The organism is Neobacillus citreus (genome assembly GCF_018343545.2).
In the GTDB taxonomy this organism is placed as follows: domain Bacteria; phylum Bacillota; class Bacilli; order Bacillales; family Cytobacillaceae; genus Neobacillus; species Neobacillus citreus.
In genome coordinates, this window is sequence record NZ_JAGYPE020000015.1 from 89,530 (window position 1) to 95,891 (window position 6,362).

General features: G+C 40.6%; 6 protein-coding genes and 1 pseudogene. 5 read left to right on the top strand and 2 right to left on the bottom strand.

Annotation, left to right across the window (positions count from 1 at the left end):
- The first annotated feature begins 3 nt into the window (after positions 1-3).
- Both phaZ and KHB02_RS10985 read left to right on the top strand, forming a co-directional pair.
- Complete coding sequence (gene phaZ / locus KHB02_RS10980) at positions 4-906, top strand: intracellular short-chain-length polyhydroxyalkanoate depolymerase (protein ID WP_213144451.1); 903 nt, start codon at positions 4-6, stop codon at positions 904-906.
- A 281-nt stretch (positions 907-1,187) separates the two neighbouring features.
- Complete coding sequence (locus tag KHB02_RS10985; RefSeq protein ID WP_213144452.1) at positions 1,188-2,672, top strand: acyl-CoA synthetase; 1,485 nt, start codon at positions 1,188-1,190, stop codon at positions 2,670-2,672.
- Between the two features lie 25 nt (positions 2,673-2,697).
- Here the strand turns inward: KHB02_RS10985 and KHB02_RS10990 are convergent, their stop codons facing one another.
- Positions 2,698-2,865 carry a spore coat protein gene (locus KHB02_RS10990; protein ID WP_213144453.1) on the bottom strand — a complete coding sequence of 56 codons (168 nt, stop codon included), beginning with the start codon at positions 2,863-2,865 and terminating at the stop codon, positions 2,698-2,700.
- Here KHB02_RS10990 and KHB02_RS10995 point away from each other — a divergent pair.
- Positions 2,838-3,345 (top strand): annotated as a pseudogene (locus KHB02_RS10995) (MDR/zinc-dependent alcohol dehydrogenase-like family protein); the annotation flags it as partial. The gene KHB02_RS10990 and the pseudogene KHB02_RS10995 overlap by 28 nt on opposite strands.
- Before the next feature lie 72 nt (positions 3,346-3,417).
- Here KHB02_RS10995 and KHB02_RS11000 read toward each other — a convergent pair.
- A complete protein-coding gene (locus KHB02_RS11000; RefSeq protein ID WP_213144454.1) occupies positions 3,418-4,302 on the bottom strand; it encodes a selenium metabolism-associated LysR family transcriptional regulator in 885 nt (294 codons plus the stop codon).
- Positions 4,303-4,516: 214 nt separating this feature from the next.
- Between KHB02_RS11000 and KHB02_RS11005 the strand changes: the two genes are divergently transcribed.
- Together KHB02_RS11005 and KHB02_RS11010 are read left to right on the top strand one after the other, a co-directional pair.
- Positions 4,517-4,882, top strand: a complete 366-nt coding sequence (locus KHB02_RS11005; protein ID WP_241113813.1) for an SCP2 sterol-binding domain-containing protein — start codon at positions 4,517-4,519, stop codon at positions 4,880-4,882.
- Positions 4,883-5,020: 138 nt separating this feature from the next.
- Positions 5,021-6,274, top strand: a complete 1,254-nt coding sequence (locus KHB02_RS11010; RefSeq protein WP_213144455.1) for a DEAD/DEAH box helicase — start codon at positions 5,021-5,023, stop codon at positions 6,272-6,274.
- Positions 6,275-6,362: the final 88 nt, after the last annotated feature.

Genomic DNA, 6,362 nt, shown 5'->3' on the forward strand with positions numbered 1-6,362 from the left:
GGAATGGTAAACGTATCAGTGAAGAGTGTCGAGCTTTCAAACGGAGAAACGCTTTTTTACCGGGAAAGGGAAGGCGGAGAAATAAAAGTATTATTAGTCCATGGTAATATGACTTCATCCAAGCACTGGGATCTCGTTCTTGAAAATATGGATGAGAAATATAAATTGTTTGCCATTGATTTGCGGGGATTCGGCCTGTCTACCTATAACAACCTAATTATGTCGATTAAGGATTTCGCTGATGATGTCAAACTGTTTGTAGACGCGATTGGTTTGAAAGACTTTGCGCTTGTCGGCTGGTCAACCGGAGGTGCAGTGGGTATGCAATTCGCCGCTGATTATCCAGGATATTGCAATAAATTAATATTGCTTGCTTCCGAATCCACGAGAGGCTATCCTTTCGACGGGAAATTGAGTGATGCTGATGAGTCGCGCCGATTTACCTTACATGAAGAGATAAAGCGGGACCTTATCCGCACGATTCCTGTGCAAGCCGCCTATGATACCAATGATGCTGCGTTACTGAAATTAATTTGGAACGCAGTCATTTACACTCACAACCAGCCGGCACCTGATCTTTATGATGAGTATGTTCAGGACATGCGGACGCAGCGCAATTTGGCCGAGGTCCATCACTGCAACAATACCTTTAATATCAGCCATTTTCATAATGGACTTGTTCCTGGAAATGGCAAGGTCGACGACATTCATGTTCCTGTTCTGGTCTTATATGGTGAAAGGGATATGGTCATTGCCAGAGAAATGACGAATGAGCTTTTAGCAGATTTGGGAGATAAGGCGACCTATGTGGAATTGAAAAACTGTGGTCACTCCCCATTAGTGGATGACCTGCCGCAATTGTTGAAGGAGATGACAAAGTTTTTGGAGAAAGAAGTGCAGGTATAATAAGTTAGTGGAAAACGGTCTTTGAGGGGGTCGTTTTTTTTGACGCTTCGAATTATTGTCTACATTGTGAACTTTGTAGATATGTTCCTTAAATTTGTAGATAAATTTTTAAAATTGTAGATATCCTAATGAATTTCGTAGATATCTTTAGAAAATTGTAGATATAATCCGAAAAGTGCTGATAACCCTTTCTTAAAACCTAGGAATCTCGTTCGGTGTAACTCATATGTAACCATTCCCAGCTAAAATAGCACCATCTAGTAGTGAAGGAGCGAGTTTTGGTGAGGTGGGAACTGGATTGGCTGGAAAGTAGAGCGAGATTATCGCCAAATAAAGCTGCCATAATCGATGTTAATACAAACGAGACTTGGACTTACGAACAATTGAGCGCACGGGCGAACAATGCGGCAGCAAACCTGCTAAACAGAGGCGTAAAAAAAGGCGATCGGGTAGCTCTCTTGGCCCCAAACGATATATGCTATTTTGATTTATTATTTGCCTGCGGAAAAATTGGCGCCATTTTTGTACCACTGAACTGGAGGCTTTCGGTTCATGAAATAAACGAAATATTGCAGGACTGCACACCGATTCTGATCGGGGTACATGAACAATTTATTCAAATATATGATCAGCTTCCTGAGCAAAAACCACACTCTTTTATGGTCGGAGGCTCTATTTATTCTGAAATTAAATTTCTTCAAAAAGTAGAAGAAATTTCTGAAACCGACCAATTAGCGATGATTTACACGGGCGGTACAACCGGGAAGCCAAAAGGCGTTGTATTAAGCCATCGCTCCATCCTCTGGAATGGGATAAATTCTATTTTGAGCTGGGGGCTGACGGATCAAGATGTCACCGTCAATTATATGCCCATGTTTCATACCGGCGGCCTGAATGCGTTAAGCATTCCTATCCTTATGATGGGCGGGACCGTTGTCATTCGGGACCATTTTGATGCGGCAGAAGCGGTAGAATCCATAAATCGTTACCAATGTACAATTATTCTCCTAGTACCAACGATGTATCATATGTTAATCCAATCGGAAGAATTTAAAAGCAGCCATTTTCCTTCGATGAAAATCTTCATATCTGGGGCGGCGCCATGTCCCATGCAAATTTATGAGGCGTTTCAAAAAAAGGGCTTGGCCTTTAAAGAGGGGTATGGGTTGACAGAAGCAGGGCCGAATAATTTTTATATAAGTCCCGAGGAAGCGCAGATAAAGCGCGGCTCAGTCGGCAAACCCATGATGTTTAATTCCATCATCCTTGAAAAGACAGATGGCAGGGAAGCCACAGCAAACGAAGTCGGCGAACTATTAATCAGGGGCAAGCATGCTTTTTCGTTCTATTGGAATAATGAACAAGCGACGAACGAAACAATGACGGATGACTGGATCCGCACAGGGGATTTAGCCAGAAGGGATGAGCAGGGCTATTATTATATTGTCGGCCGGAAAAAGGATATGATTATCACTGGCGGCGAAAATATTTATCCCTTGGAAATTGAGCATTGGCTTGCGGAACATCCAGCTATCGAAGAGGCTGCTGTAATCGGCCTGCCAGACGAAAAATGGGGCGAAGTGGTAGCTGCTTTTATAGTTTTTAAGGAATGGAGCATAACTGAAGGCGAACTAAAAACATATTGTGAAGCCAAACTAGGGCGTTATAAAATTCCTAAAAGATTTATTCAAGTAAATGAACTTCCTAAAACCCATGTGGGGAAAATTGATAAGAAGAAATTAAAGGAAATGGCCATCAAAATATAAAGGAGAACCGAAGTGTTCTCCTTTTCTATTGCTGACCCATTTTTTGCGCAAGATTTATGGCCGTGTCCGCAACAGTTAAATCAAGGTTCAATTGTTCACGCAGTGCCGCTTTTAATTCAGGTGTGGCGGTTTCTGTGATCGCTGCAGCATAATTCCTTATAGCATTATGTGGGCTACCGCCTTGAGCATGCAAAACGCACGAATAAAGTCGAAGTTGTCAATTTTGAGGATCATGAAAATGTCGGGGATTACTTGTTAGAAATCACCCAGGGCGGAGCGGATATTGTCATTGATGCAGTAGGGATGGATGGGAAAATGACCCCATTGGAATTCCTAGCTTCAGGGATGAAACTGCACGGCGGGGCGATGGGGGCGGTTGTTATGGCCAGCCAGGCTGTAAGAAAAGGCGGTACGGTACAACTTACCGGAGTTTATGGCGGCAGATACAATGCCTTTCCGCTGGGGGATTTCTTTCAGCGTAATGAGGATATTAAGATGGGACAGGCACCGGTAATACCTTTACATGCCGTTTCTGTATGACATGGTAAACAGGGGGGAATTTAACCCATCTGACATTATCACACACGTTCTTCCACTAGACCGAGCCAAGCACGGTTACGAAGTATTTGATACTAAAACCGAGGGCTGCATCAAAGTAATCCTTAAACCTTAAATCATTAAAGAACTTGGGAACTGCCGGACGTTATACTTTACAGCAGCGGGGGCATGCCCCCGTCAAAGTTTTTTAGAGAAATTCAGCGGCTTTTTCAATAAATAGTTTGGCTAAGATGGATTGGGTTTTATGGATGTTATAGGTGAGATAAAAGTATCTTTCCTCATCAAATCCAGGAATTTCATACATTTTAAGTCTGTTTTGGGCAGCATATTCTCGTGCGGCTATTTCGGAAATAATCGAGATGCCAATATCTTGTATGACAAACTGTATTAAGCTCTGACTGGAATCTGTATAAGCAATAATATTCAATTTATCCTTTGATATTTTATGTTTCTTTAGAACCCTTTCAAGAATGGCATTTGTTCCAGACTCGGAGTTCCTCATGATAAATGGATACTTCAAAATCTCTTGAATGTTTACCGGTTCTGTTATATTTCGTTCATTTGCTGTAATTAGAACAAGCTTCTCCTTTAATAGCGGTATATAGTGAAGTTTATCGCTTTCATACTTTTCTCCTAAGACCCCAATTTCGACGGATCCGTTTAGTACTTTTTCCACGACATTTTTTGAGGAGGATTGGCTAATATGAAACATGGCATTTTCGTAATCTTCTCTAAAACTCTTGACCATTTTCGGCAGAAGGAACTGCCCCGGCACCGAGCTTGCGGCAACCCGAATCATGCCTCGAAGTTCAGTCATTCCTTGTTTTAAATCCATTAAAGCCTGGTCTTTTAAGAGCAATAGTTTAAGCGCCCACTGATAAAGCCGCTCACCGTGGGGAGTCAGTATACTTTCACGGCCAACGCGATCAAAAAGCTGCACATTCAATGTTTTTTCCAAGGCCTGAATATGGGAACTGACAGTAGATTGACTTAGAAAAATATCCTCAGCGGCCTTCGAAAAGCTTTTATGTTCAACCACCTTTGTAAACACATATAACTGGTGTAAATCCAACGAGAGTTCCTCCTATGTTTCATTCGTGAAAATCGATAATTGGTACCGGAATTAATAGATAGTTTAAATATATCATTGATATTTATGAATCCAATATTTCAAGTAGCTAATTTTTTTATTAGGTATTTTAAAGAGTTCATCAAATTGCACTTTATCCTTGTGATACGAAACAGTATCATTGAATTAAAGGTCTATTTAAAGGAGGACTTCCTTAATGGAAAAGGCGATTCAAGAGTATTCTTTAACGGATTTAATGGCAAGAATTGAAGAAATCTTTAATGAAAATCCAGGTCCAATCCAAGGCTTTAACGCTGTTGTTCAATACGATGTGTATGACCAGATGCCGTCAACCTATCAGCATTATTTTCATGATGGTACATTAACAATTAAAGAAGGAGTCCAAGTTGCCCCTAACGTGACGATGTCTTTAAACTATGATACCTTCAAAAAATTTGTTTTGTGTAAAATGAGCGGTACGATGGCCCTGCTGACAGGAAAAGTGAAGGTGAAAGGTGACGTAAGTACTGGTTTGAAAATAGAAAGCATTCTCAAAAAATATAATCTAAAAGAACCTTTATAAAAATACCAGGCTGCCTGAGATATCTCAGCAGCCTTTTGCTTTTTTGCTGGTAAATTCAATTTTCGCAAATGAATAATTGAAATTATTGTGGAAAACAATCATTATTAGTGGAAGGTAATACAGAAAGTAGGCGGTTATTTGTCAGAATTTTTATCATTAGGGATTTCAACCACAGTAGTGGATAAATTACGCGGGTATGGGATTGCAACCCCAACACCGATTCAACACCGGGCGATTCCGATTATTATGAAGGACATGGATACAATTGCCCAAGCACAAACAGGTACAGGCAAGACGCTGGCCTTTATCCTACCCATCCTTGAAAAATTGAATAGAAAAGAAGGTCATATTCAAGCCCTTATTGTGACGCCAACGAGAGAATTGGCTTTGCAAATTACGGATGAAATTGAAAAATTGATTCATGATTTCGATGATATAAATGTTCTAGCTGTTTATGGCGGGCAGGATGTTGACAGACAATTAAAGAAATTGAAGAACCATCCACAGATTGTTGTAGGGACTCCGGGCAGGCTTCTCGATCATATTCGAAGGGAAACAATCCAATTAGCGAATGTATCTTATCTTGTTCTAGATGAAGCAGACCAAATGCTTCATATTGGATTTCTCAGCGAGGTTGAGGATATCATTAAAGAAACGCCCGCAAGCAGGCAGACCATGCTTTTCTCAGCAACAATTCCTCCTGAGGTTAAAAAGCTTGCAAATAAATACATGCGGACCCCGGAATATATTCAAGTCGAAAAAGTTCAGGGACCAGCTGACAATGTGAAACAGATTGCCATTCATACGATTGACCGTGCGAAGCAGGCAACTCTTATCCAATTAATTGAAACGCATCGGCCATTTTTAGCAGTGATTTTTTGCCGGACAAAACGGAGAGTTTCCAAGCTTTATGAAATTCTAAAAAGCCATGGATTTCCCTGTGATGAATTGCATGGTGATTTGTCACAGACAAAACGAGAGCAGGTCATGAAACGGTTTCGGGATGCGGAAATACAATTGCTAATTGCCACAGATGTAGCAGCAAGAGGACTTGACGTAGAAGGTGTAACCCATGTGTTTAATTACGATATTCCTCAGGATCCCGAGAGTTATATTCATAGAATCGGCAGGACCGGACGTGCAGGGATGAAAGGACTAGCTATCACCCTTTATTCTACTAAGGACCGGCCGACTCTTGATTTAATTGAAAAAGAGCTAAATATTAGAATAAATAAACAAAATCTAGGGAATGCGAATAAGGAAAAAGAAACTCAGCCGGACACTTCTGCAAAAAAACGACAAGATGGACAACAAATGAAAAATGTCCATCAAAAGAAAAATGGTGAAAGAAAACATCAGAAGAAAAATTTTGCAAGAAAAAAACCCCATTAATAATTGGGGTTTCAGACTGTCGACAAATTCGAAAAAATTCGGGTTTGCTGGCAGTCTTTTTTGTATAATTAAGGTATAGAGATTTTTA

What these genes read in the sequence shown, in the direction of transcription:
- phaZ (WP_213144451.1), top strand. Translation starts at nt 4, where the DNA reads ATGGTAAACGTATCAGTGAAGAGTGTCGAGCTTTCAAACGGAGAAACG.
- KHB02_RS11005 (WP_241113813.1), top strand. Translation starts at nt 4,517, where the DNA reads ATGGAAAAGGCGATTCAAGAGTATTCTTTAACGGATTTAATGGCAAGA.